The 25,015-nt window shown below is 72.3% G+C and carries 18 protein-coding genes; 14 read left to right on the top strand and 4 right to left on the bottom strand.

Annotation, left to right across the window (positions count from 1 at the left end):
* Positions 1 to 46 precede the first annotated feature (46 nt).
* The 14 genes from OG335_RS06635 to OG335_RS06570 all read left to right on the top strand — a co-directional run bounded on the left by OG335_RS06635 (position 47) and on the right by OG335_RS06570 (position 19,553).
* Positions 47 to 1,147 (top strand): aldose epimerase family protein, encoded by a 1,101-nt coding sequence (locus OG335_RS06635; RefSeq protein WP_405010070.1) that lies wholly within the window; start codon positions 47 to 49, stop codon positions 1,145 to 1,147.
* Positions 1,148 to 1,981: 834 nt separating this feature from the next.
* Positions 1,982 to 3,436, top strand: coding sequence for a family 43 glycosylhydrolase (locus OG335_RS06630; protein ID WP_405010069.1), 1,455 nt, complete (start codon positions 1,982 to 1,984; stop codon positions 3,434 to 3,436).
* A 268-nt stretch (positions 3,437 to 3,704) separates the two neighbouring features.
* Positions 3,705 to 4,748: a LacI family DNA-binding transcriptional regulator gene (locus tag OG335_RS06625; RefSeq protein ID WP_405010068.1), complete on the top strand. Its 1,044-nt coding sequence runs from the start codon at positions 3,705 to 3,707 to the stop codon at positions 4,746 to 4,748.
* A gap of 352 nt (positions 4,749 to 5,100) precedes the next feature.
* Positions 5,101 to 7,311 carry an endo-1,4-beta-xylanase gene (locus OG335_RS06620; protein ID WP_405010067.1) on the top strand — a complete coding sequence of 737 codons (2,211 nt, stop codon included), beginning with the start codon at positions 5,101 to 5,103 and terminating at the stop codon, positions 7,309 to 7,311.
* A 637-nt stretch (positions 7,312 to 7,948) separates the two neighbouring features.
* Positions 7,949 to 9,292, top strand: coding sequence for a sensor histidine kinase (locus OG335_RS06615; protein WP_405010066.1), 1,344 nt, complete (start codon positions 7,949 to 7,951; stop codon positions 9,290 to 9,292).
* Entirely contained in the window at positions 9,289 to 9,729 is a 441-nt protein-coding gene (locus OG335_RS06610) for a roadblock/LC7 domain-containing protein (RefSeq protein ID WP_405010065.1), read from the top strand. The genes OG335_RS06615 and OG335_RS06610 overlap by 4 nt, the downstream gene beginning before the upstream one ends.
* Positions 9,726 to 10,109: a DUF742 domain-containing protein gene (locus OG335_RS06605; protein WP_405010064.1), complete on the top strand. Its 384-nt coding sequence runs from the start codon at positions 9,726 to 9,728 to the stop codon at positions 10,107 to 10,109. Before OG335_RS06610 ends, OG335_RS06605 begins: the two co-directional genes overlap by 4 nt.
* A gap of 10 nt (positions 10,110 to 10,119) precedes the next feature.
* Positions 10,120 to 10,701: a GTP-binding protein gene (locus OG335_RS06600; RefSeq protein ID WP_405010063.1), complete on the top strand. Its 582-nt coding sequence runs from the start codon at positions 10,120 to 10,122 to the stop codon at positions 10,699 to 10,701.
* The gene (locus OG335_RS06595) at positions 10,698 to 11,990 is read left to right on the top strand and encodes a cytochrome P450 (protein ID WP_405010062.1); all 1,293 of its coding nucleotides are present in this window, start codon (positions 10,698 to 10,700) and stop codon (positions 11,988 to 11,990) included. The genes OG335_RS06600 and OG335_RS06595 overlap by 4 nt, the downstream gene beginning before the upstream one ends.
* Positions 11,991 to 12,152: 162 nt before the next feature.
* Positions 12,153 to 13,271, top strand: coding sequence for a polyprenyl synthetase family protein (locus tag OG335_RS06590; protein ID WP_405010061.1), 1,119 nt, complete (start codon positions 12,153 to 12,155; stop codon positions 13,269 to 13,271).
* Positions 13,268 to 14,908, top strand: a complete 1,641-nt coding sequence (locus tag OG335_RS06585; RefSeq protein ID WP_405010060.1) for a prenyltransferase/squalene oxidase repeat-containing protein — start codon at positions 13,268 to 13,270, stop codon at positions 14,906 to 14,908. Before OG335_RS06590 ends, OG335_RS06585 begins: the two co-directional genes overlap by 4 nt.
* Positions 14,905 to 16,266, top strand: a complete 1,362-nt coding sequence (locus tag OG335_RS06580; RefSeq protein ID WP_405010059.1) for a cytochrome P450 — start codon at positions 14,905 to 14,907, stop codon at positions 16,264 to 16,266. The genes OG335_RS06585 and OG335_RS06580 overlap by 4 nt, the downstream gene beginning before the upstream one ends.
* Complete coding sequence (locus OG335_RS06575) at positions 16,263 to 17,228, top strand: hypothetical protein (RefSeq protein ID WP_405010058.1); 966 nt, start codon at positions 16,263 to 16,265, stop codon at positions 17,226 to 17,228. Before OG335_RS06580 ends, OG335_RS06575 begins: the two co-directional genes overlap by 4 nt.
* 762 nt (positions 17,229 to 17,990) lie before the next feature.
* Entirely contained in the window at positions 17,991 to 19,553 is a 1,563-nt protein-coding gene (locus OG335_RS06570) for a polysaccharide lyase family 1 protein (protein ID WP_405010057.1), read from the top strand.
* 172 nt (positions 19,554 to 19,725) lie between these two features.
* Here OG335_RS06570 and OG335_RS06565 read toward each other — a convergent pair whose 3' ends face one another.
* The 4 genes from OG335_RS06565 to OG335_RS06550 all read right to left on the bottom strand — a co-directional run bounded on the left by OG335_RS06565 (position 19,726) and on the right by OG335_RS06550 (position 24,969).
* The gene (locus OG335_RS06565; RefSeq protein WP_405010056.1) at positions 19,726 to 20,556 is read right to left on the bottom strand and encodes a DeoR/GlpR family DNA-binding transcription regulator; all 831 of its coding nucleotides are present in this window, start codon (positions 20,554 to 20,556) and stop codon (positions 19,726 to 19,728) included.
* A gap of 308 nt (positions 20,557 to 20,864) precedes the next feature.
* The gene (locus OG335_RS06560) at positions 20,865 to 22,046 is read right to left on the bottom strand and encodes a zinc-binding dehydrogenase (protein ID WP_405010055.1); all 1,182 of its coding nucleotides are present in this window, start codon (positions 22,044 to 22,046) and stop codon (positions 20,865 to 20,867) included.
* On the bottom strand, positions 22,043 to 23,635 hold the full coding sequence (locus OG335_RS06555; RefSeq protein WP_405010054.1) for a flavin-containing monooxygenase: 1,593 nt from the start codon (positions 23,633 to 23,635) through the stop codon (positions 22,043 to 22,045). Before OG335_RS06555 ends, OG335_RS06560 begins: the two co-directional genes overlap by 4 nt.
* On the bottom strand, positions 23,632 to 24,969 hold the full coding sequence (locus tag OG335_RS06550) for a spinster family MFS transporter (RefSeq protein WP_405010053.1): 1,338 nt from the start codon (positions 24,967 to 24,969) through the stop codon (positions 23,632 to 23,634). The genes OG335_RS06555 and OG335_RS06550 overlap by 4 nt, the downstream gene beginning before the upstream one ends.
* Positions 24,970 to 25,015 lie beyond the last annotated feature (46 nt).

The raw sequence follows: 25,015 nt of genomic DNA, 5'->3' as shown, positions 1-25,015 counted from the left end.
CCGTGGAGCGTGCCCCCTGCCCACGTACCGAGGACGGACGACGCCCATGACCACCCCCGCCATCAGCCGCGAGCCGTACGCCACCCTGCCCGACGGACGGACGGTGGAGCGCTGGACCCTCGGGGCCGGCGGGTCGCTGACGGCCGAGGTGCTCACCCTCGGTGCCCGGCTGCAGGCCCTCCACGTGCCGGACCGGCACGGGCGGCGCACCAACGTGGTGCTCGGCGGCGCGACCGCGGCCGACCTTCTCGGCGAGGCGGCCTACTTCGGTGCGACCGTCGGCCGGTACGCCAACCGCATCGCCAACGGCCGCCTGCCCCTCGACGGCGCGGTCCACAGCCTGCCGGACCAGTCGGGCGGCCACGGCGGACACGTCCTGCACGGCGGCCCGGACGGCTTCGCGACCCGCCTCTGGGAGGCCGGCCCCGTGCACCGGGCCGACCGCGCGGGCGTCCGCTTCCGGCTGCACAGCCCCGACGGCGACCAGGGCTTCCCCGGCGCCCTCACCGCCCAGGTCACCTACCTCCTCGACGCCGACGGTGCACTCACCATGGAGTACGAGGCCACCACCGACGCGCCGACCGTCGTCAACCTCACCAACCACGCCTACTTCAACCTCGCCGGCGAGGGCGACGGCACCGTCCTGGACCACGTGCTCCAGGTCGAGGCCGACCACTACCTCCCCGTGGACCCGGGCCTCATCCCGCTCGGCCCGCCCGCACCCGTCGCCGGCACCCCCTTCGACCTCACCGAGCCGCGCACGCTCCGGCAGGGCCTGGCCGGCCCGGACGGGCAGCTGACCGCCGCGGGCGGCGGATACGACCACAACTGGGTGCTGCGCGAGGCGGCGGACGGCGCGCTCCGGCGCGTGGCGACCCTGTGGCACCCCGCCAGCGGTCGACGGGTGGAGTGCCTCACCACCGAACCCGGCCTCCAGGTCTACACCGGCAACCACTTCGACGGCTCGCTCGCCGGACCCTCGGGCCGTACCTACCCGCCCTTCGGGGGAGTCGCGCTGGAGACCCAGCACTTCCCCGACTCGCCGAACCATCCCGACTACCCCTCCACCGTCCTGCGTCCGGGGGAGGGGTACCGCTCCACGACGGTCTACCGCTTCACGGCGGGAGATTTCCGTCCGATCTCTTGACCACAGAAGTGTGAGCGTTAACAATCATGGAGTCGCAGGCCCGAACCCACAGCCTGGGCAAGCGACTTCGCACACGGGGTGGCTCGAAGAGCCACCCCCCTCTGACGCGGGTTCCGGACCGGGCACGTCCGGCCCGCGCTCTCTCCAGCCTCCCGGCAGGGCAGCCTCCGACGCCCTGCCGCGGGCCGATCGTCGCGCCGGGCCATCCCCCGGCGCGCCCTGGCGCCGCCCGTCCCTCCGCGCGGCGCCCGAGAGTCCGAAAGGCGCAGCAGTGACCCGCTCCACCCGCGTACCCGGAAAACCGGCGGCACCCCGAACTTCGGCTGCCGTCGGGCTCGGCGCCGCCCTCGCCGGGCCCCCGGTGAGACCGCTGCCACGCCCACCTCGTGCACGTGCACGAACCGGGCCGCCGGCAAGTGCCCCGGCTCGGCCGTCCGCTCCGCCGCGGGCGGTGCCGATCTGCGCCGGTGGTCCCGGCACGGCGACGGCTGCCGGACGTTCCGCCTGATCACCGGCGACACCGGCGACACCGGCGACACCGGCGGCCGGGTCCGGCTCGCCGACGCCGTCAGCGGCAAGGTCGCCGAGGGCGGCGACGTCCGCCGGTGGACCCGGCTGAACACCGCCTGCCAACAGTGGCGGATCACCCCGAACGCCTGACGCCCCCTGTCCGGCCGGACCACTCCGGCCGTCCACCCGCGGGCCGGATGCTGCTCCGGACGGCTTCCGGCTCACGGGCCGGGACCGTGCGAGTGCCCCGACCGGTCCCGGCCCACCCCCACCCGCCAAGGTCCTGCGGACCTCACCCCGCAGCGCTTCCCCAGGAGCACCCCCATGCCTGCATCGCGCGTCCTGTCCCGCACCTCCGCCGCTGCCGCCGCCGCCGTGCTGGCGGCGCTGGTACTGCCCCCCTCCGCACAGGCCGCCGTGCCCGCCTCGCCCGCGGCGACGTACACCAACACGATCGCCGAACAGCGCGCCGACGCGCAGATCTACAAGCACACCGACGGCTACTACTACTTCACCGCCACCGTGCCCGAGTACAACCGGCTCGTGCTGCGCCGTGCCACCACGATCCAGGGTCTGGCCACCGCCCCGGAGACGACCATCTGGACCCAGCACGCCACCGGTGCGATGGCCAACCACATCTGGGCCCCGGAGATCCACTTCATCGACGGCAAGTGGTACGTCTACTTCGCCGCCGGGTCCTCCACCGACCAGTGGCGGATCCGCAGTTACGTCCTGGAGGGCACCGGCTCCAACCCCCTCACCGCCGCCTGGACGGAGAAGGGGCAGATCGCCACCCCGATGGACAGCTTCACCCTCGACGCGACCACCTTCACCGTGGGCGGCGTCCGCTACCTCAGCTGGGCGCAGGCGGACCCGGCGATCGCCACCAACTCCAACATCTACATCGCCAGGCTCGCCAACCCGTGGACGATCACCGGCACCCCGGTGCGGCTCACCGTGCCCACGCTGAGCTGGGAGACGGTCGGCTACAAGGTGAACGAGGGCCCGGCCGTCATCCAGCACGGCGGCAGGGTGTTCCTCTCCTACTCCGCCTCCGCGACCGACTCCAACTACTGCCTGGGCCTGCTGAGCGCCTCCGCGACCGCGAACCTGCTCGACCCGGCGTCCTGGACGAAGAGCCAGAACCCGGTCTTCACCAGCAACGCCGCCACCGGCCAGTACGGGCCCGGGCACAACCAGTTCACGGTCTCCGAGGACGGCAGGAGCGACATCCTCGTCTACCACGACCGCTCCTACAAGGACATCACCGGCGACCCGCTGAACGACCCCAACCGCCGCACCCGGGTGCAGAAGCTCTACTGGAACACCGACGGCACCCCGAACTTCGGCATCCCGGTCGCCGACGGCGTCACGCCCGTCCGGCTGTCCTCGTACAACTTCCCCGCCCTCTACGTCCGGCACTTCGACTACCGGGCGAAGCTGGAGGCGAACGTCACCAACCTCGCCGACTCCCAGTTCCGCACCGTCACCGGCCTCTCCGGCACCGGCACCGTCTCGCTGGAGTCGGCGAACTTCCCCGGCTACTACCTCCGCACCCGCGCCAACGGCGAGGTCTGGGTCGACAAGAACGACGGCACCGCGGCCTTCCGCAGCAGCGCCAGCTACTACCAGCGGGCCGGCCTCGCCGACGCCGCAGGCGTCTCCTACGAGTCCTACGCCACCGCCGGCCAGTACGTGCGGCACTACAACTACCTGATGTACACGCAGGCCGTGCCCACCACCCTCGACAAGGCCGACGCCACCTTCTACCGGCAGTAGCCGCTCCTGCCGGGCTGCGCCGCACTGCCGCCGACGGTCGCGGCAGTGCGGCGCGGGCCGCGGTACGGCCCCGCGCGCGGCGCCGTGCTCCCGCCGGCGTCACCGCAGGTGCCGCCGGGCGGCCGGCCCCTGCCCGGCGCGGTCGTGCGGCGCCGCCGGACGTCGGCTCCGCACGACCGGTGCATCCGGGACGGAAGTACGGTGTCCTCCACATCACCCGGTCGGTGCCGGTCGTCCGGTGTTCGCGTCCAGATCGTAGGAGTGTCCCGTGCCGCGGCTTACCGAAGGTGCCCGCATGCCCACCATGGTCGACGTGGCCCGGGCGGCGGGCGTCTCGCACCAGACGGTGTCCCGTGTCCTGAGCAACCATCCCAACGTGCGGGAAGCCACGCGCCAGGTGGTGCTGAAGACCATCGGCGACCTCGGGTACCGGCCCAACAGCAGTGCGCGTGCGCTGGCGACCCAGCGCACGCGCACGCTGGGCGTGGTCGCGGCGGACACCACGCTGTTCGGTCCCGCGAGCACGCTCGCCGGGCTGACCGGCGCCGCCCGCGCCGAGGGCTACATGGTGTCCACGGTGAGCGGGCAGGAGCTGAACCGCGTGAGTCTGGCCGACGCGCTTGAGCACCTCGGTGCCTGGGGCGTGGAGGGGGCGGTGGTGCTCACCCCGCAGCGGGAGGCCGTGGCGGCGCTGGTCGGCATGCGGCTGCCCTTCCCCGTGGTGACCGTGGAGGGCGGTCACGACCTGGCGATCCCGAACGTGTCGGTGGACCAGCGGCTCGGGGCGAAGCTCGTGACCCGCCATCTCCTCGGCGCGGGGCACCGAACCGTCTGGCACGTCACCGGCCCGCAGGACTGGCTGGAGTCGCAGGCCCGGACGGCAGGCTGGCGAGCCGCACTGGAGGAGGCCGGCGCCGAGGTCCCGCCGCCGCTGGCGGGTGACTGGAGTCCGCTGTCGGGCTACCGGGCGGGCCAGGAACTCGCCGGCCTGGTCGGCCGGGGAGCGGCGGGCGGTCCCGGAGTGACGGCGGTGTTCGCCGGCAACGACCAGATGGCGCTGGGAATCATGCGGGCGTTCCGGGAGGCGGGCATCCGCATGCCCGGCGCGGTGGCGATCGCCGGGTTCGACGACATTCCCGAGTCGGAGTTCTTCGCGCCCCCGCTCACCACCGTCCGGCAGGACTTCACGGCGGTCGGCAGGGCCAGCATCCGGTTGCTGATCGACCGGATCGAGGGCACGGACACGGCCGACCGGCACCTGCGCATCGAGCCCCACCTGATCGTTCGCGGCAGCACCTCGCAGGCGTCCTGAGGAGGGACGACGGCAGGTGCCCACGCAGTCCGGCCGGCCGGGTGACCGTCCCGCCCGGCCGCTCCGGGGGACGCCGGTGCGTTCGGGATGACGGATCGTCACCGACGCCGCGGGGCCGGTCGTGGACGCCGTACGGTCCTGCGGCCCGACGCATTGCCGGTGGGGACGCGTTGCTCCTAGGATCTGGGCGGTCATGCCTCTGCCAACCGCGCTGGTGTCCGGCGCGGGAAGTGCGGGAGGCGCTGCGGCGCATCGCCGCTCCCACGCGCCGGGCTCGTGCCGGCGTGGTCCCAGGTAGCCCCGCGCTCTCCGCCGGTGGCCCACGTGCGTTCACAGACAAGGATCTGACCGCATGCCTCCTCATCCTTCCCGCCCCCGGGCGGTCGCGCTGCTGCTGGGCCTGTGCGCGGCCCTGGTCGCGGCGCTCTGCCTGACCCTCTCGGCAGGTGCGGTGCCCGCCCTCGCCGACTCCGTCCCGGTCACCGACCTGAGCGGCGACTTCGAGGCCGGTACCGTCCAGGGCTGGACCGCCCGGGCCTCGGAGACCGTCGCGGTCTCCACCGCCGTCGCCCACCAGGGCACCGGCAGCCTCGCGGTGACCGGCCGCACCGCCAGCTGGCAGGGCGCCTCGCTGGACCTCCTGGGCACCCTGCAGCCCGGCACGGCGTACACCCTCACGGTGTGGGTGCGCCTCGCGGCGGGCGAGTCCGCCACCCCGGCGCGGCTGTCGATGGAGCGCCAGTCCGGCGGCACCACCGGCTACGAGACGGTGGCCTCCGGTGTCACCGCCACCGCCGACGGCTGGGTGAAGCTCAGCGGCACCTACACGCTGGCCGGCACCCCGACCGTCCTGAAGGCGTACGTGGAGACGGCGAGCGGCACCCCGTCCTTCCACATCGACGACTTCACCCTGACCCACCTGCCGGCCGTGCCCGTGCAGCAGGACATCCCGTCGCTGAAGGACGTGCTGGCGGCGGACTTCACCGTCGGCGCCGCGGTCCTCCCCGCCGAGGTCACCGGTGACCACGGCACCCTGGTCAAGAAGCACTTCGGCTCGGTGACCCCCGGCAACGCCATGAAGTGGGACGCCACCGAGCCCACCGAGGGCACCTTCCGCTACACCGACGCCGACGCCACCGTGGACTTCGCCGCCGCCAACGGGATCAAGGTCCGCGGCCACACCCTGGTGTGGCACCAGCAGACCCCGGCCTGGGTCTTCCAGGACGCCGCCGGAAACGCCATGACCGCCACCCCGGAGAACAAGGCGCTGCTGCTCTCCCGCCTGGAGGCGCACATCAGGGCGGTGATGGGCCACTACAAGGGCGAGATCTCCGCCTGGGACGTCGTCAACGAGGTCATCGACGAGACCCAGTCCGACGGCCTGCGGCGCAGCCCGTGGTACCAGATCACCGGCACCGACTACATCGCCGACGCCTTCCGGACCGCGCGCGAGGTCGACCCCGCCGCCGAACTCTGCATCAACGACTACAACACCACCGTGCCCGCCAAGCGCCAGGCGCTGTACAACCTGGTGAGCAGCCTGCGCCTGCAGGGCGTGCCGGTGGACTGCGTCGGCCACCAGATGCACGGCAACATCGACTGGCCCTCCGCCTCGGACACCACGGCGACGGTCGAGCAGTTCGCCGCGCTCGGCGTCGACCAGCAGATCACCGAGATGGACGTCAGCGTCTACACCGACAACACCTCGTCCTACACCACCATCCCCGACAGCGCGCTGACCAAGCAGGCCGCCGAGTACAAGGCACTCTTCGACGTCTACCGCAGCCACCGGGACGCCATCAGCTCGGTGACGCTGTGGGGGGTCGCGGACGACAACACCTGGCTGAACTCCTTCCCCGTCAACCGGATGGACGCGCCGCTCCTCTTCGACCGGCAGCTCCAGGCCAAGGCGGCCTACTGGGCGCTGGTGGGCAACGGCACCGCGAGCCCGAGCCCGAGCACCCCGCCGCCCGGCGACGTCCAGGCCCCGTCGGTGCCCGCCGGGCTGACCGTCCGGGCGACCACCGCCTCCGGTGCCACGCTCACCTGGACGGCGTCCACGGACGACACCGGGGTCACCGGCTACGACGTCTACCGTGACGGCGCCAGGGTCGCCACCGCCACCGCCACCGCCTACACCGACAGCGGGCTGGCGGCCTCCACCGCCTACCGCTACACCGTCCGCGCCAGGGACGCGGCGGGCAACGTCTCCGCGGACTCCGCCGCCGTCACGGCCACCACCACCGCCGCGCCCACCGGCGGCGGCTGCACCGCCGCCTACCGCGTGGACAGCGACTGGGGCGGCGGGTTCGTCGCCACGGTCTCGGTCACCAACACCGGCAGCACCGCCACCACGTCCTGGCGGGTCACCTGGACCTGGGGCGGCGACCAGAAGGTGGTCAACGCCTGGAACGCCACGGCGGTCCAGAGCGGGGCCTCCGTCACGGCCGCGTCCATGGGCTACAACGGCTCCCTGGCCCCCGGCGCCGGCACCTCCTTCGGCTTCCAGGGCAGCAGGGGCGGCAGCAACCCGGTACCCGTGCTCACCTGCACCGCCGCCTGAGACCGTCCGGCGTCCGCCCGCACCGCACCACTGCACACCCCTGAACCGCCCGCACCGCCCGCACCGCCCGCACCGCCCGGAACGACCCGGCCGCCCCGGACGCATCCACCGCGTCCGGGGCGGCCGTCCCGGGACGTGCCGGCCGTCGCGCGTGGGGCCCGGCGCTCCGTGCCGCGGACGTCCACCGTACGGTCGTGGGCGGCGGCTGCATCGTTGGCTTCACTGATCATGTGATCTAATGATCGCTCAGATGCGGAGCTCCTGAATCAAGTTATTGCTCCGTGGCCCTGATGGAAGACCCGCGGAGTTCAGGATGATGCTCACGTCTGCCAGGCCATCGCACGCAGGGGCGCCGGACGCCCCGTGCGGAGCGTCGTCGTGTTGTGGAGCAGCAGCGCGGCGATGAGCTGAGCGGCGAGGTGCATGTCTGCCGGTCGGCGCGAGCATATGTGTCGTGCGCATGGCAGGTTGCCCCCGTCCCTGCCGCGCCCGGCGCTGCTCCATCGATCAGTTCCCGCCCCTCATCTCTGCCCCCAATCTGCCGGTACTCCGAAGGTCGGGCTCTCGTTCGCCGTGAACGAGCGGCTCCTCAGCGCCTGGCCTCCGGAGCCGGCTCGAGCCCCCGAGGACCCGACCCTTGACCTCGATTCCCGAGACCGCCGCCGTGGTGCTCGGCGCCACGACCGCAGCCGGCGCCGTCGCCACGGCGCTGCTGGCACGTTCGCGTCGCGCCCTGGTCGCGCGAAGCGCCGTGCAGTCCGAGGCGCTGAGTGCATCCGACCGGCGCGCGCAGGATCTCCGTGACCAACTCCAGCTGCTGGGGGATGAGTTCCGGCATCTGGTCGCCGACCGTCTCCCCGGCCTGGCGCTGCACCTGGTCAGTTCGCACCACCCGGTTCCCGGTCTGAAGCACCAGGTTCTGGCCGGGACGGAGTTCGCCCCTCTGCACGAGGCCGTTCTCGGCCACTACTCGGACACGGTGGCCAAGGAGCGGCGGCGGATCGACGCCTCCGCCCGCGCGGCGCTCCGTGGTGCGTGCCAGGACATCCAGGCCCTGTCGTACCGGCTGCAGACGCAGGTCGAGAGCCTGCAGAGCGACTTCGACGACCCGCGTCTGCTCGACAGCCTGTTCAAGGTCGACCACCTCAACGAGCAGGCGATCCGCCTGGTCCAGAAGGCCGCGATCGTGTGCGGGGCCTGGCCCGGGCACGTGCGTCCGGACACCTACGTGGTCGAGATCGTCAGCGGGGCCTCGTCCCGCCTCCACGGCTACGAACGCATCAAGATCAACTCCCGGCTGCTCGCCTCGAACCTCGCCGTCGTCGGCCGCGCCGCGGAGCCCATCGCCGTGGCCCTCACCGAGCTCATGGCCAACGCCCTGGAGCACTCCCGCGACGACCTCGCGGTGGAGGTCGGCGTGATCCAGACCGGCAGCGGCAGCGTCTGCGTCACCATCGACGACGCGGGCACGGGCATGAGCGCGGAGGCCGCCCGCCGCGGTGCCCGCCTGGTCTCGGGCGAGGACCAGCAGGACACGCTCCTCACCGAGCTCGGCGATCCGCCGGCCCTCGGCTTCGCGGCCATCGGCCGGCTCGTCGCCGACCATGGCTTCCAGGTCTCGATCGACCAGGTCTCCCCCTACAGCGGGGTCCGCACGGTCCTCACCGTCCCCCCGCACCTGCTGACCACGATCGACGAGGAAGTGGAACCGATATCGGCGATGGCCCCCCTGCCCGCCGCGCCCCCCGCGGCACCCCAGTGGCCGACCCCGGCCGCCCCGAACGACGCGCCGGACGAAGCGCCGGACGAAGCCGGCGACCTGCCCCAGCGGCGCCGCCGCGCTCGTGAGCTGAACCGCGGTGAGACGCCCGTCATCGAGTCCCGGGAGTTGAACCCGGAAGAGGCTCGTGACACCTGGAGCCAGTTCCAGGCGGGACTCGCCGCCGACCGCGACTCCACCGACTCGAAGGAAGCACAGTGACCGTTCTCCCCACCTCGCGCCCCGTGATCGAGGACCCGTCGTGGGTCCTGAACCCCATCACCGAAGTCAGCAAGGAGGTCAGGCACGCCCTGATCATGTCGAGCGACGGCATGGTCATCGGCGCGACGGAAGGGCTCCTCCGCGAGACCGCGGAGGGCATCTCCGCCATGACGGCGGCCCTCCACGGCGCGGCCCGCGCCGCGGCCAACGCCGCGCTGGGCGCCGCGGACGGGACCCCCGTCATGACCATCACCGTGCAGAACGCCCACGGCACGTACATGATCATGCCGGCCGGCATCCGCACCAACACCTTCATCGCCGTCGCAGGAGGCCTCGACATGCCCATGGGCACGGTCGCGCACATCATGGCCCGCCAGGCCAAGAAGCTCGGTGAGCAACTCCTGTCCGTCCCCGCCCGCACACAGGGGGCGTCATGAGCCGCGGCCCGCTGCGCAGGCGGATGATCCCCAGCTACCTGGCGACCCGCGGCGTCGGCACCCCGAGCCGCAACACCCTCCAGTCGCTCATGGCCGTGGTCGCCACGGGTCTCCCGCCCGCCCCTCACCACACCCCCGTGCAGCAGCGGATCATCACGCTGCTCACGGGAGGCGCCCTGACCATCAGCGAGACGGCCGCCTACCTCCGGCTGCAGACAGGCGTGTGCAAGGTCCTGGTCTCCCAACTCCTCGACGGCGGGCACCTGCAGGTTCGCGTGCCGGCCCCGGACGCATTACTTCCCGACGCACATGCCGATCGCCCGTCGAAAGAACTCCTGGAAGAGGTGCTGAGTGGACTCCGCGCGCTCAGGCAGCACTAGCCCGACTCCTGTGTACCTCCCCGAGGACGACCACCAGCGGCTGAAGATCCTGGTGGCGGGCCCCCTCGGCATCGGGAAGACCACGGCGATCAGGACCCTCTCCGAGATCCCGACGCTGCACACCGACGAGGTGATGACCGACGCCGCCGCATCGGCGGACGACCTCACCCTCGACGGCCTGCGCGGCAAGACGACCACCACGGTGGCCATCGACTTCGGCCGCCTGACCGTGCCGCAGGCCAAGGTGGTCCTGTACCTGTACGGCACCCCCGGGCAGCGCCGTTTCCTGCCGCTGTGGGAGGACATCGCCGACGGCGCCATCGGCGCCCTCGTCCTGGCCGACACCCGCCGCCTGGACCAGTCGTTCGAGGTCATGGACCTCATCGAGGAGCGCGGCCTGGACTACGCGGTCGCGGTGAACACGTTCCCGACCTCGCCCGACCACACCCTCGAAACCCTGCGCTCCAAGCTCGACCTGGACGAGCGCACCCCGCTGGTCACCTGCGACGCCCGGGACAAGAACTCCACCCTGGACGCGCTCATCGCCCTGACCGCCCACCTGATAGCCCGATCCGGAGACCGATCGTCGTGACCGTCACTCCTCCCGCCGCGCCGGTGCGCCTCCACGGGCCCGAGCACGACGCGCAGCCCCAGCGCAGCTACGAACTGCTGCGCCTGCAGGGGCCGGTCGGCCTCGCGGAGATCTCCCCCGGTGTCGTCGTCCACGTCGTCACCGACTACCGCGCCGCCATCGACCTCCTCCAGGACACGCACACCTGGTCCAAGGACACCCGCCCGTGGATGGACCAGGTCCCGCAGGACAGCCCCCTCATGCCGCACGTGCAGTGGCGGCCCAGCCTGTTCTTCGCCGACGGCGCCCAGCACGCCCACCTGCGCAGCGTCATCACGGACAGCTTCAGCCTTCTCGACCCCCACGACGTGCGCAACCTGACCTTCCGTTACGCCGACACGCTCCTCCAGCGGTTCGCGGAGGACGGCGAGGCCGACCTGGTCGCCCAGTACGCGCAGCAGATCCCCCTGATGGTCTTCAACGCGCTGTTCGGCATGCCCGACGAGTACGCCCCCCGGCTCCTGAAGGCGTTCACCGGCATGGTGAGTTCGGACCCCGAGCAGGCGGCGCAGGGCGGGCAGGCGCTGAACGAGTACCTCACCAGCCTCTACGCCGCCAAGGCGCAGCAGCGCGGACACGACCTGACCTCGTGGTTCATCGACCACCCGAACGGGCTGAGCCCGGAGGACGTCCTCCAGCAGGTCATCATCGTGCTCGGTGCGGGCAACGAACCGCTGGCCAACCTCATCGCCAGTACCCTCGCCCGGATGCTCTCGGACGACCGCTACTTCGGTACCCTCACCAGCGGGAGCCTGCCGATCCAGCACGCGATCGACGAGGCGCTGTGGAACGACTCGCCGCTGGCGAACTACAGCCTCCACTTCCCCCGGTACGAGGTCGAGTTCCACGGCACGGTCATTCGGGCCGGCTCGCCGGTGATGGTGTCCTACGCGGCCGCGAACTCCTGCCCGCACGCCAACCTGCCGAACGACGACCACCGGTCCGGCAACAAGGCCCACCTCGCCTTCGCCGCCGGTCCGCACGCCTGCCCGGCGCGCTCCACCGCCGTCCTCGTCGCCACCGCGGCGATCGAGCGGCTCACCTCGTACCTCCCCGACGTCAGGCTCACCGTGCCCGCGGCGGAACTGACGTACCACGGCGGCCCGATCTACCGGAGCCTGACGGCGCTGCCCGCGGGTTTCACCCCGATCCACCCCGCGCACCCGCGACGGCACGGGAGCCCCTCCGGGCAGCAGCCCGCCGGACCGTCCGGGCCGGCCGGGCGCGCTCCGGCCCGGGTTTCGGTGTGACGGTGGCCGAAGAGGGTACAGGCACGACCCGGCCATAGCATCGCCATCGCGGATCGAGTCGGGTCGGCGGCGTGTTTTCCGCCACACCGGTGCCAGGCGTGACAGGTGGATCACCTGGGGATGTGCGTCCGTGACCGCATCCGATCGCCAAAGGAACATGCATTGGCCGTTCTTGACCACAAGAGACTCGGGCCGGCCTCGGTCGACGTCGTACCCCGTCCCGCCGCACTGGACCTCACGGCCGTGCGGCGGGACGTCGACGCAGCCCTGGCCGCGTTCCTGGACGCCAAGGAGCAGTCCGCGCCCGGGCCCGAACTGCCACCCCTCATAGCCCAGCTCCGCACCTTCCTGACGGGGGGAAAGCGCCTGCGCCCCCTGCTGTGCGTGTGCGGCTGGTACGCGGGCGGCGGCGCGGGCGACCACGCGTCGGCGGTCCGGGCGGCGGCCGGCCTCGAACTCTTCCAGGCGTTCGCCCTCATCCACGACGACGTGATGGACGCCAGCGACACCCGCCGGGGCCGGCCGTCCGCCCACCGTGCGCTGGCCTCCGCCTACACCGCCGACGGCGGTCCGGCGCACCGGGCCGCGGAACACGGCCTGGGCGCCGCCGTGCTCCTCGGAGACCTCGCGCTGATCTGGTCCGACGAACTCCTGCACGGAGCGAGCCTGACGGTCCGCAGCCCCGAACGGATCCTGCCGCTCCTCGACGAGATGCGCGGCGAGGTGCTCTACGGCCAGTACCTCGACCTGCAGACCACCGGTCGGCTGACCGACGACGTCGAGACCGCCGTCCAGGTCATCCGGTACAAGACCGCGAAGTACACCGTCGAGCGGCCCCTCCACATCGGCGCGGCCCTGGCCGGCGCCGCCCCGGGGGTCCAGGCGGCCCTGAGCGCGTTCGCCCTGCCGCTCGGCGAGGCCTTCCAGCTCCGCGACGACCTCCTCGGAGTCTTCGGCGATCCTCAGGAGACGGGAAAGTCGGTGCTCGACGACCTGCGCGCCGGCAAGGCCACGGTGCTCGTCGCCCTCGCGGCCCAGCGGGCCTCCCGCCGCGAGATGCGGTCGCTGCGTGCGCGGTTCGGCAGACGCAACCTCAACGAGCGGGACGCCGCCGTCGTCCGGACCATCCTGGAGAACACCGGAGCCCGGCAGGCGGTCGAGGAGATGATCCGGACGCGGTGGGCCGAAGCCCTGACCGCCCTCGACCACGCCCCCTTCCCGGCCGCCGCCGTCGCGGCGCTGCGCGACATCGCCGGATCCGCAACTGCGAGGCACGCATGAACGAGCACCGGCACGACGAGGCCGGCACGTCCCTGGCGACGGCCCTCGTCGAGCACCGGCCGGAGGACGAGGCCCACGTCGGCGAAGCGACGAGGCTGATCGCCGCGGTCGACGCCGACCCCTGGGGCAGCGTCCGCCCCTCCCTGTACGAGACGGCCCGCGTGCTGTCCACGGCGCCGTGGCTGCCCGGCGGACGGACCCGGGTCGACCACCTGCTGAACACGCAGGCCGAGGACGGCAGCTGGGGTGACGGACCGGCGCCCTACCGGCTCCTGCCGACGCTGAGCGCCGTCGAGGCCGTCCTCGCGGTGCTGCAGCGCGAACCCGGGACCGGCGGTGCGACGCACCGACTCGCCGCGGCGGCGGCCCGCGGGCTCGCCGCGCTCGGCGGCCTGCCGGCGGCCGGGCCGTGGCCCGACACCGCAGCCGCCGAGATCCTCGTCCCGAGCCTGGTCGCCGCCGTCAACGAGCGCCTCGACCGGCCCGGCACCGCCGACCTCCCGCACCTCGGGCCCTGGCACCGCGGCCCCCGGCCCGTCGTCCCCGGCGGCTACCACGCCGCGGCGCCCGAAGCAGTCGCACGCAAGTGCCGGGCCGCCGGCGGAGTCCCGCTCAAGCTCCACCACACCTTCGAAGGCGTCGCCGCACACCTCCCGGAGACGCTGCTGCCCGCGGCGGACGGGCTGCTCGGCAGCTCCCCGGCCGCCACCGCGGCATGGGCCGCCGCCGCACCCCGCTCCGCGCAGCGGCAGCGCGCGGTCGACGAACTCGCCGCCGTGGCGCACCGCTACGGCGGTCTCCTCCCGGAAGCGGCACCGATCACGGTCTTCGAGCGGCTCTGGGTCGCCGCCGCGCTGTCCCGGGCCGGCCTGCCGCCCGCCGCCGTGCCCACCCTGCGGAAGTGGGCCGACACCCTGTACGACCCCGAGGGCGTCCGCGGCACACCCGGACTGATGGTGGACGCCGACGACACCGCCATGGCCGTACTCGTCGCGGCCCTGGTCGACCGCCCCCGCGACCCCGCCCCGCTCGCCGTGTTCGACAACGGCCGCCACTACGACTGCTACATCGGCGAGGACACCGGATCCCTCAGCGCCAACGCGCACGCCCTCCAGGCCCTCCACGCCTACCTCCGCCACCACCCCGAAGCGGCGCACACGCACCGGCCCGTCGTGCAGCGGGTGGCCGACTGGCTCGTCGAACACCAGCAGCCGCAGGGCCACTGGACCGACAAGTGGCACGCCTCCCCCTACTACGCCACCGAACGCTGCGTCACCGCACTGTCCTCCCTCCCCGGCCCCCGAACACGCGGAGCCCTCCGGGCGGCCACCGCGTGGGTGCTGGCCGGCCAGCACCAGGACGGATCCTGGGGCATCTGGGGCGGCACCGCCGAGGAGACCGCCTACGCCGTGAAGATCCTGCTCCGCACGCCCGGGCCGGAGCGGCAGCCGGCGCACACCCGCGCACTGGACCGCGCCGAGGCGTTCCTGCACACGACGGCCCGCACACCCGGCCACCGGCACCCCGCCCTCTGGCACGACAAGACCCTCTACGCACCCGAGGCGATGATCCAGGCCGAGGTCGTCGCCGCCCGCCACCTGCTGCGGACCCGCACCGAGACGGAGTACCTCCCGTGACCGCCGACGCAACGACCCCGCCGTACGCACCAGGGCGCCTGCCCGTCGTCGGACACGTCATGCCGCTGCTCCGCAACCGACTGGCGTTCATGCAGCAACTGCGCGGCCACGGCGACGTGGTGCAGATCAGGGTCGGCCCGCGGCCGGTGTTCGTCGTCAACGCGCCGGAGCTCATCTGGGAGATGCTCACCGCCCAGTCCGCGAACTTCGGCAAGGGCCGGCTCTTCGACAAGCTCCGGCTGTTCGGCGGATCACCACTGCCGGTCGCCGAAGGGCAACAGCACCTGCAACGCCGCCGCCTGATGCAGCCCGCCTTCCACCGCGAGCGCATCAACTCCTACATCGACATGATGAGCACCACCGCCGAGACCGCACTCCGGAGCTGGGAACACGGCGCACGACTCGACGTGCTGAACGAGATGCAGCTCATGACCCAGGGCGTCGTCATGTCGGTGCTGTTCTCCTCCGAGCCCGAACGCGGCCCGGCCCAGTCCATCATGAACAGCGTCGACACCGTCTTCCAGGCGGCCATCCGTCGCGCCGTCGCGCCGGTCTCCGCCTGGGAGAACCTGCCCCTCCCGGGCAACCGCAGGCTCCGCGCCGCGAACGCGCTGCTGCGCCGCACGGTCGGCGACATCGTCGCCGACCGCCGGACGGACCCCGAACCCCCCGACGACCTCGTCTCCCTGCTCCTCGACACCCGCGACGAGGACGGCCGGCCCCTGGACGACGAGGAGATCCTCTCCGAGATCACCGCCCTGCTGGCCGCCGGCTCCGAGACCACCGCGGTCACCATGGCGTGGCTCCTCCACGAACTGGGCCGCAACCCCGACCTCGAAGAACGCCTGCACCAGGAGGTCGACACCGTCCTGGCCGGCGGCCGGCTCACCGCCGACCACCTTCCCCGGCTCGTCCTCACCCGCAGGCTCGTCACCGAGACACTGCGCCTGCACAACCCCGGCTGGATCGTGACCCGCCAGGCCACCGTGCCCGTACGGCTCGGCACCGCGCTCCTGCCCGCCGGGGCCGACCTCGTCTGGAGCCCGTACGCGCTCCACCGGGACCCCGGGCTGTACCACGACCCGCTGCGGTTCGACCCGGACCGCTGGCTCCCCGACCGGCCCCAGCCCGCCAGGGGCGCGTACATCCCCTTCGGCGCCGGGAAGCGCATGTGCATCGGCGACGGGTTCACCTGGGCCGAGGCGACGGTCCTGACCGCCCTCGTCGCGTCCCGCTGGACGCTGCGGCACGCACCCGGCACCACCGTCCGGCCCGTACCCGCCATCACCGTCCACCCCTCCTCCCTCCACATGATCGCCGAGGCCAGGGGCACCGCGGCGGCGCGGGAGGCCGCGTGACCACCACCGACCGGCCGGGCACCACCGCCCTGCCCATGCCCGACCTCTCCGGCACCTTCCCCGGCCCCTTCCCGACGAGCCCGCACGCGGACCGCATCGCGGAGCACGTCGGCCGGTGGCTCCACCGGTTCCCGCTCCTCGGGCCGTCCGACGCACGGCACACCCTCTGCGACATCGTGGCGCACGGGGTGGCCAGGACCTTCCCCACCGCCGAGCCGGACGGCCTGTTCCTGTGCGCCGACCTCTTCCTGTGGCTCACCGCGTTCGACGACACCTTCGGCGAGGCGACGGCGGCCGGCAGCCCGGCCCGGCTGGTACGCCGGATCCAGACCTGCGTCCACCTCCTGGCCGACGGCGGGCCACCCGACGGCGCCGACCCCTTCGACGAGGCGCTCCAGGACCTCCTCGTGCGGCTGCGGACCCGGGCCACGGCCGCCCAGTACCTGCGGGTCACCGGGTGCCTCAGGGACGTCCTCTTCGGCATGCTCTGGGAGGCGCACCACCTCGCCGAACCCCACCACGTCACGGTGCGCGACTACCGGGCCGTACGCCCCCACACCGTGTTCGTGCGGACCCTCGTCGCCATGGCCGAGGTCGTGCTGCGGTACGAACTGCCGGACGAGGCGCGGAACTCCCCGGCGGTGCGGCAACCGGAGTCGGCCGTCGCCGACCTCGCCGGCGTGCTGAACGACCTCGCCTCCTACGCGAGGGAATCCGCCAGGGGCGTCCCCGACTCGCTGAACCTCGTCCCGTTGATCACGAGGGAGCAGCACTGCGACATCCCCGGCGCCTACGCAGCGGCCTCCCGCCTGGGGGAGGAGTACGCCGCAACGGCCCGGCACGGAATCGCCGCGCTGATGACCGGCGACTCCGCACCGCTCGCCCGGCATGCCCGGGCCCTGGAATCCATCGCCTGCTCCTACGCCTGGCACATCGACCACGCCCGCTACAGGAAGGGCTGACCCCCCTCACGCGCCCGCCGACCGGAACCGCCGCACACCCCGGGACGGCCGGCGGGCTGTGCGGCCACAGGGCCGTCAGGCGCCTGCGTGTTCATATGCTTGAACATTGCTCGTCATCATAAACTTCTCCGGCCCTGCCCGCCGGTGGAGATTGTCCTGTCATCTGCTCCTCGGGCGAGAAGATTAGCCGTCCGGACGCGTGATCGCAGGGTTATTCACTCCAGAGTGGCAGACAAGCAGTGAGGCGATGCCGCCCACGGTGCGACGGCTCAGATTTCATATGTGACAGGAACCTTGTTGGCCCGTCAGAAGCGGCCCTATCCTCGCGGACAGAAATCGCTTCCTGTGAGCGAGCCTCGTTCCGGTTGATGCGGCCGTCATGGCATCGACCGCGACATCCGCACGGGCCGATGCCGGTGCGGGGGCTTCGCGCGGGTCGTCGATCCGCTACGGAGCGGCGGGTATGTGTCATGCCCATGCCGCAATCTCCTCCGTCGCAGTTCACCGTCCGTCGCAGTTCGTCGCCGTCGCCGTCGCCGTTGCCGTCGCCGTTGGCGCGGCGAGCGCCGCGGTGACCCGCGGCGGCCGCGGGGTCGGGCTTCGGCGGGAATGCCGACCCGGTCGCGTCGGGGAGGGCACTCGTGGCGGGACCTGTGAGCCCTGCCCGGTGACAGGTCGACAGCCCCGACGGCCCGCCGGCAGGACGGGCGTACGTACGCAGCACCACCCACCCAGAGTTCGAAAACCATTCGGGAGACGGATATGAGACGACCAGTCGCCCTGCGACTCCACGCGGCACTCGCCACGACGGCCCTGGCGGCCGCGACCGGTGTGGTCGTGCTGGCCATGCCCTCGGCATCGGCGGCGGTGACCGGCAGTGCCACGGGCTACGCGTCCCAGAACGGGGGGACCACCGGTGGTGCCGGCGGGCAGACCGTGCGTGCCACCACGGGGACCGCGATCCACGCGGCCCTGTGCGGCCGGGCCAGCGCCAGCACCCCGATCACCATCGAGGTCGAGGGCACCATCAACCACGGCAACACCGCCAAGGTGTCGGGTTCCAGCTGCAACACCGCCGCGGGCGTCATCGAGCTCAAGCAGATCAGCAACGTCACGATCGTCGGCGTCGGCAGCGGAGCCGTCTTCGACCAACTGGGCATCCACATCCGGGAGTCCAGCAACATCATCATCCAGAACGTGACCGTCAAGAACGTCAAGAAGTCGGGCTCGCCCACGTCCAACGGCGGTGACGCCATCGGCATGGAGAGCGACGTCCGCAACGTCTGGGTCGACCACGCCACCCTTGAGGCGTCGGGCGGGGAGTCGGAAGGGTTCGACGGCCTCTTCGACATGAAGGACAACACCCAGTACGTGACGCTGTCCTACAGCACCCTGCGCAACTCCGGCCGCGGTGGCCTCATCGGGTCCAGCGAGACCGAGCTCTCGAACGGCTTCGTCACCTTCCACCACAACCTGTACGAGAACATCGACTCCCGCACGCCCCTGCTGCGGGGCGGCACGGCCCACATCTACAACAACTACTACGTGAAGCTCAACGAGTCCGGGATCAACTCCCGGGCCGGGGCCCGCGCCAGGGTCGACAACAACTACTTCAAGGACTCCAAGGACGTCCTGGGCACCTTCTACACCAGCGCGGCCGGTTACTGGCAGGTCGCCGGCAACATCTTCGACAACGTGACCTGGTCCAGCCCCGGCACCGAAAACAACCCCGCCGGGCCCGACGTGAAGTCCACCACCACGGTCAGCATCCCCTACTCGTTCAGCCTGGATGCGGCCGGCTGCGTGCCGGACATCGTGACCCAGACCGCAGGGGCCAACAAGGGGCTGAAGGTGTCGAACGGCGCCTGCACACCGCAGACGCCGTCACCGAGCCCGACCACCCCCACGCCGACCCCCACGCCGACCCCCACCCCCACGCCGACGCCGACGCAGACCGGGGGAACCAACCTCAGCATCGGCGCCGGTGCCGACGGCTCCAGCAAGGCCAGCGGCACGAGCTACGGCAACGTCAAGGACGGCAACCTGAGCACCTACTGGTCGCCGGCCGGCTCCACCGGTTCCGTCTCGGTCAAGTGGTCCTCCGCCACCGCGGTGGCCCGCATCAACATCCGGGAGGCAGCGGGCTCCGCGGGCAGCATCGGATCCTGGCGGGTCCTCAACGGTGACACCGGCGCCGTCCTGGCGTCCGGCAGCGGCGCGGGCGCCATCGCGGTCCCCCGTACCTCGCTGAGCAAGATCACCTTCGAGATCACCGGCTCGACCGGAACGCCGAAGGTCGCCGAGTTCGAGACCTACGCGAGTTAGCGGACACGCCCTGGCGGGCACGGTCCCGTAGTCCGGGACCGTGCCCCACCGAACCCACGGGCCGCAGACACCGCACGCGGCCGGTGCGCGTGGACCGCAGGTCGGCCGGGCGCGCACCGGACGGCGCAGGAGAGTTCGGCCCGGCCCCCGGGCCGGGCCGGGCGGTCCGGAATCACGGCAGCGCCGTCAGGCCGACCGGTTCCGTCGTGCTCGCCACGATCAGGGTGCCGACGCAATCCCTGAGCAGCGTCTGGACCTCGGTGTCGAGCCTGTCGTCGGTGATGAAGAGATCGGCCTCGTCGAGCCGGGCGAAGCTGCTGAGCCCGACGACCCCCCACTTGGTGTGGTCGGCGACCACCGCGATCCGCTGGGCGGAGGAGATGAGGGCACGGTTGGTCTGGGCCTCCGCGAGGTTCGGCGTGGTGAGACCCGCCCGGTCCGAGACGCCGTGGGCGCCCAGGATCAGCAGGTCGACGTGGAGACTGCGGATCGCCTGGTCCGCGATCGGGCCGACCAGCGCCGCCGAGCGCGTGGGCGAGCCCCCGGTCAGCAGCAGGGACGGTGTGCCCGAGCCGCGTTCCTGAGCGGTGGTGCGAAGGAGATCGCCGATCGGGAGGGAGTTGGTGACCACCGTCAGGTGTGGGATGTTCAGCAGTCGCGTGGCGATCGCGTAGGTCGTGGTGCCGGCCGAGAGGGCGACCACGGTGCCGGGTTCGACGAGTGAGGCCGCCGCGTCGGCGACGGCGGCCTTCGCCGCGGACTCCCGCCCGGACTTGGCTTCGAAGCCGGGTTCGTCGACCGCCCCACCGGGAACGGCCACGGCGCCCCCGTGGACCTTCTGCACCACTCCGGCTCTCACGAGCGCGTCCAGATCGCGTCGGATGGTCATGTCGGAGACCCCGAACTGTTCGACGAGGTCGGACACCCGGACGGCACCTGACTGGCGCACGAGGTCGACGATGAGGGAACGCCGCTGGGACGCCAGCAACGCCGCATCCGCCATGACCATCCCCTGTCGTACGCATCACACGCCGTGACACCACACCGAAACCACCGGAACCGAACAGGTACAGGATATGCCTCAACATCACGGGGAAGGAACGGGCAGACTGTCGTGATCGGCCGGCGGGTCGCCCGGGCGCCCGACACCCGGCCGATCCGGTGAGCGGTGAGCGGGCCGGCCACGGTCCGCCGATGTGGGCTTCCGGCGGACTGCGGGGCTGTTCCGTCGGGTGTGTTTCGTTCCTGATTCAACTCGCCGGTCCTGTTCCAGGTGTCGTGGGTGAAGGCGGAGACGTCGGCCGGGGCGCCCTACTGCACGGCGGCCCCGGTGATTCCGCGTGTCGCGAGCGACGGATCGATGAGCAGCTTGGCGTGGCTCCCGGGGTCGGCCAGGGCGGTGAAGGCGTCAGGGACGTCCGCCAGCCCCACCCGGCCGGTGACCAGGGAGGACACGCCGAGCGTGCCGTCGGCGAGGGCGTGGAGGGTGTCGCGGAATTCCAGCGGTGTGTATCCGACGACGAAACGGAGGTCGAGTTCCTTGTTCACGGCGAGTGCGGGGCGGATCGCGTCGGAGCCCATGCAGACCCCGACGACGACGACACGCGTGTGCAGGGGGGCGTGGGCCAGGATGTCGTCGAGCATGCCGGGCACGCCGACGCATTCGAACACCACCGGGCGCTTCGGCCGGGTGGCGCCGAGGGAGTCCAGCACGCGCCAGGTGGCCCACCAGGGCAGCGGGAGTCTGGCCATGCCCTCGACCGCGTCGATGCCGGCGTTGTACTCGTCGGGCATCGAGGTGACGAAGCCGTGGCCGCCGGACGCCTCCTCCCAGGGGGACTCGACCGCGGGGTCGACCACGATGTCGGCGCCGAGGCCCCGGGCGAGCGCCCGTCGGCCGGCCGAGTAGTCGCTCGCGATCACGGTGCCGACCTTGCGGGACTTCAGCACGGCTATCACCGCGAGCCCCACCGGCCCGCAGCCGAGGACGATCGCGACGTCCTTGCGCCGTACCTCGCCACGGTCGACGGCGTGCCAGGCGACCGCCATGGGTTCCGTGAGGGCTGCGAGATCGGCGGGCAGGCCGTTGGGCACCGGGAGGGTCAGCGCCTCCTGCACGACGACGTACTCCGCGAAGCCGCCGGGGGCGTCCGCCGACAGGCCGATGCCGTCGACCTGCCGGCCGCGCCGCACCAGCGGGATGGTGACGACCGGTGTGCCGGGCGGGATCCTGCTCTTCCCCCCGGGGCCGTGGTCGACGACCTTGCCGTGGATCTCGTGCCCGAGCACGACGTCCTGGCCGGACCGGAGGTAGCGGGGATAGCCGCACAGGTCGAGTGCGTCGGCCAGCCGGTCGGCGTGCTGACGGGCGTGCAGGTCCGAACCGCAGATTCCGCACCGCTCGACGGCGACGAGCAGCTGGCCCTCCGCGGGGCGCGGCATCGGCAGATCGACGAGTGTCAGGCGTCCGCGGGTGAGGCTCACGGCCTTCATGCCGGCTCTCCTGTGGTGGCGGGGCTGGGGTCGGAGGGCCGTGGTGCGTCGGCGAGGCGGTAGGCGCGTGGTTGCCGGCGCACGGCCCGGCGGCGGAAGCGGAAGGTCCAGTCCGGGTAGATGGTGGCGTTGCGGCCGTTCGCGTCCCGGTAGAACGTGCGGCAGCCGCCCAGCTCCCAGACCGTCTTCGCCAGCTTGAGGTCGAGCTCCGCGTTGTACGCGTCGTGCACCTGCCGGTCCACCTCGATGGACGTGGCACCGGACCGGTGCAGGGTGTGGATCGCGTTCTTCACGTGCTCCACCTGGGCCTCGATCATGTAGACCATGGAGCTGTGACCGAGGCCGGAGTTGGGCCCGAGGAACATGAAGAAGTTCGGGAAGCCCGGGACGGACACGCCCAGGTAGGCGCGGGGGGAGCCCTGCCAGGCCGCGTTCATCGGCACGCCGCCGCGGCCGCGCACCCGGTCGGCGAACGGGATGTCGGCGACGTGGAAGCCGGTGCCGAAGATGATGGCGTCCACCTCCCGCTCGACCCCGTCCGCGTCGATCACGCTGTGCTCGCGGATCTCCTGCAGCGCCCTGGGCACGAGTTCGACGTTCGGCTTCTGGAGGGCGGGGTACCAGGCGTTCGACGGCACGATCCGCTTGCAGCCGAGCGTGAAGTCGGGGGTGAGGGCCCGGCGCAGCACCGGGTCCGGCACCTGGCGTTCCAGGTGCTTGCGGGCGACGCCTTCGACGATCCGCATGAGGCCAGGCCGTTTGGCGAAGCCGAGCACCAGGATCTCCTTGGCGGCGTACACCTTGGCGCGGGCGATCCGCTGCCGGAGCGGCCGGGCACGGAACCGCTCCCGCTCCGCCTCGGTGATCGGCCGGTTGTCGTGCGGGGTGATCCAGGGCGCGCTGCGCTGGAAGACGAACAGCCGGTCCACCCGGTCCGCGATCTCGGGGACGTACTGGATCGCGGAGGCGCCCGTGCCGATCGACGCGACCCGGGCGCCGGTGAGGTCCGCGGTGTGGTCCCACCGGGCCGAGTGCATGAGCGTGCCGCGGAAGCGGTCGATGCCCGGGACGTCGGGCAGCCTGGGTTCGGTCAGCGGGCCCACGGCGCTGACGAGGACGCGCGCGGTCCACCGCCCCCTGTTCGTCGTGACGTACCAGAGGTGGTCGTTCTCGTCCCACCGGGCTTCCTCGACCTCGGTGCCGGTGCGCAGGTGCGGGCGCAGGCCGAAGCGGTCGAGGCAGGTCTGCAGGTAGGCCCGGATCTCCGCCCGCGGGGAGTAGGTCGAGGTCCAGTCCGGATTGGGGGCGAAGGAGAACGAGTACAGGTGGGACGGGACGTCGCACCGGCAGCCGGGATACGTGTTGGACTGCCAGACGCCGCCGGCCGCGGGTTCGCGCTCCAGGATGACGAAGTCGGTGAGCTCCGACTCGCGGAGCGCCCTGCCGAGGCCGATCCCGGAGAACCCGGCGCCGACGACGAGGACCTGGGTGTGCCGGACCGTGATGTCGTCCTCCCGGGTGCCGGCGGGTGTGTCGGGCCGGCCGGGCGTCGTCCCGGTGCCGACCGTCTCCTTCCGGTCGTCGTTCATGCGGTGGCCTCGCGGGCGAGCATCGAGTCGCGGTCGGCCTGGACGGAGCGGGCGGTGAGGAGCATGCCGACCGCCGCGACGGCGAAGGCGAGTGGAACGGTGATCGTCATCGCGGTCTGCAGGCCGTGGGCCGAGGCCGCGTCGGACGCGGAGCCCGCGGCCAGGGCGTCGGACAGCGCACCGACGAGGACGGGGCCGCCGGCTCCGCCCAGCAGGTAGCCGACGGCGAACATCAGGCCCAGGGCGCCGGAGCGCTGCTCGGGGCCGATGACGTCGGACACCACGGGAACGGCCGCCGCGAGGTAGACGATGCCGAGCATGTAGCCCAGGCTGAGGAACACCACCAGTTGCCACAGCGAGCCCTGGTCCGCGGCGAGGCCGATGAGGGAGAACACCGCTGCGCCGGCCAGACAGGCCGTGGCCACCCGGGTCCGGGCCGCGGGTGAGGTCCGGGCGGCCCGGTCGAGGACCCGGCCGCCCGCCAGGAGACCGACCAGCCCGGTGAGACCGACGACGACTCCGCCGACGGCGCCGGCGGCGACCAGGTCGAGCCCGTACCAGCGCTGGAGGACGGGAGTGAGGAAGGTGCCGACGGCGTACGCCGCGAAGTTGTAGCCGGCGAACGCGACGAGCATCCCGTAAAGGGACCTGACCTTGAGCAGCGAGCGCAGGGACGCCGCGCGGTTCTCCCGCCCGGGGCCCGCACCGGGCACCGGTTCGGCGGCGCCGCGCTCGGGTTCGCGGATCCGCAGGACGAGAAGGGCCACCACGACGCCCGGCACGGCGGCGGCGAGGAACGGGGCCCGCCAGGAGTCGAACGCGACGGCGAGCCCGCCGGCGGTGAGGAAGGCGAGCAGTGTGCCGATGGGAAAGCCCAGCATGAAAAGGGAGTTGGCCCGGGAGCGGCGCTCGCTCGGATACAGGTCCGACAGCAGCGAGCCGGTGGCCGGCCCGTAGCTGGACTCCCCGACACCGACACCCACCCGGGAGGCGAAGAATCCCCAGAAGCCGGGCAGCAGTGCCCCGGCGGCCGTGAAGGCGCTCCACGCGAACAGTCCCCAGCCGGCGACCTTCGCACGCGGGATCCGGTCCGCGAGCCGGCCCAGCGGGACGCCCGCGGCGGCGGCGACGAGGACGAACGCCGAGGCGAGGATGCCGACCCGGGTGTCGTCGAGGCCGAACTCGTCCTTGATCGGCTCCAGCACGACGGAAGGCAGTGCCCGGTCGTAGAAGTTCAGCAGGTTGCCGACGAACAGCAGCCAGAGAACGTATCCCGTGGCGGAGCGGGGCGGTGCCTGAGCTGTGCCCAGGAGCTTGGAGAGCGGACGTGTCACGGGGGAGTCCCTTCGACGGTGAAGAGCGCTCTGACTGGTAGCCGGA

The organism is Kitasatospora sp. NBC_01539, from assembly GCF_045040525.1.
GTDB lineage: Bacteria > Actinomycetota > Actinomycetes > Streptomycetales > Streptomycetaceae > Kitasatospora.
Note: the sequence above shows the minus strand (reverse complement) of the source record. Positions and strands in the feature narration are given on the sequence as shown.

Bases quoted from the DNA above. Each gene is read 5' to 3' on its own strand.
- OG335_RS06635 (WP_405010070.1), top strand. From the start codon at position 47: ATGACCACCCCCGCCATCAGCCGCGAGCCGTACGCCACCCTGCCCGAC.
- OG335_RS06630 (WP_405010069.1), top strand. From the start codon at position 1,982: ATGCCTGCATCGCGCGTCCTGTCCCGCACCTCCGCCGCTGCCGCCGCC.
- OG335_RS06620 (WP_405010067.1), top strand. From the start codon at position 5,101: ATGCCTCCTCATCCTTCCCGCCCCCGGGCGGTCGCGCTGCTGCTGGGC.
- OG335_RS06605 (WP_405010064.1), top strand. From the start codon at position 9,726: ATGAGCCGCGGCCCGCTGCGCAGGCGGATGATCCCCAGCTACCTGGCG.
- OG335_RS06585 (WP_405010060.1), top strand. From the start codon at position 13,268: ATGAACGAGCACCGGCACGACGAGGCCGGCACGTCCCTGGCGACGGCC.
- OG335_RS06570 (WP_405010057.1), top strand. From the start codon at position 17,991: ATGAGACGACCAGTCGCCCTGCGACTCCACGCGGCACTCGCCACGACG.
- OG335_RS06565 (WP_405010056.1), bottom strand. From the start codon at position 20,556: ATGGCGGATGCGGCGTTGCTGGCGTCCCAGCGGCGTTCCCTCATCGTC.
- OG335_RS06560 (WP_405010055.1), bottom strand. From the start codon at position 22,046: ATGAAGGCCGTGAGCCTCACCCGCGGACGCCTGACACTCGTCGATCTG.
- OG335_RS06555 (WP_405010054.1), bottom strand. From the start codon at position 23,635: ATGAACGACGACCGGAAGGAGACGGTCGGCACCGGGACGACGCCCGGC.